At 43.2% G+C, this 962-nt stretch carries 1 protein-coding gene; it reads right to left on the bottom strand.

Translation table 11 applies throughout. The annotated features are described in order from the left end of the window. On the bottom strand, window positions 1-962 hold a 962-nt coding region (locus HEQ50_RS12575; RefSeq protein ID WP_211089339.1), incomplete at both ends, for an MBG domain-containing protein.

The raw sequence follows: 962 nt of genomic DNA, 5'->3' as shown, positions 1-962 counted from the left end.
GTCTTTTCTTGCGGATCAATTATGACCGCAACTACCCGTGGATTGATCAGAAGTGTCCCATCAATAAACTGAGCATCATAGTTAGGATTATCAAAAGTTTCCATAATAGCATAGTGACCAACATCTTCGCCAGCTTGTTTTTGCAAACTGACATTCAGCATATCGCGGGTATCGTTCTCAGCTAGTCCTTCTTGAGAAACAATCCGCCACGTCAACGTTGGATCTGTCGAGGTCGCATTGTCATAGGTCTTACTCTGGTTGTCAACTTGAACAGTAATGGCTCGTTTGTTAATTGTTAGCTTACTTGGCGTTATTTCAAAAGTATAGTCATTACTCCTTGAAGCCCCATTAATCGTGTAAGTTCCAACATCTTCACCAGGTTTACGTGTCAACGTGACCAAGTCTTCCAATCTTTGCCCAGATGCAAGCGTTGAGCCATCAGATAACTGACTGGTTAAGGTTGGGTCCGGTTCACCATACGTCTTCTCTTGCGGATCAATTGTGACCGCAACTACCCGTGGATTGATCAGAAATGTCCCATCAACAAACTTAACAGCATAGTTAGCATTATCGTAAGTTCCCGTAATGGCATAGTGACCAACATCTTCGCCAGCTTGTTTCTGCAAACTGACATTCAGCATATCGCGGGTATCGTTCTCAGCTAGTCCTTCTTGAGAAACAATCTGCCATGTCAGTTCTGGATCCGTCGAAGCTGTATCGTCATAAGTCTTACTCTGATTGTCAACCTGAATAGTAATCGCTCGTTTGTTAATCGTTAGCTTACTTGGCGTTATTTCAAAAGTATAATTATTACTCTTTGAAGTCCCATTAATCGTGTAAGTGCCAACATCTTCGCCAGGTTCACGTGTCAACGTGACCAAGTCTGACAATTTTTGCCCAGGTGCAAGCGTTGAATCACCAGATAACTGACTGGTCAAGGTTGGGTCTGCTTCACCATACGT

The organism is Lactobacillus sp. HBUAS51381, from assembly GCF_012641095.1.
GTDB lineage: Bacteria > Bacillota > Bacilli > Lactobacillales > Lactobacillaceae > Levilactobacillus.
The sequence above is the reverse complement of the archived record's forward strand: the minus strand, read 5'-3'. Positions and strand labels throughout refer to the sequence as shown.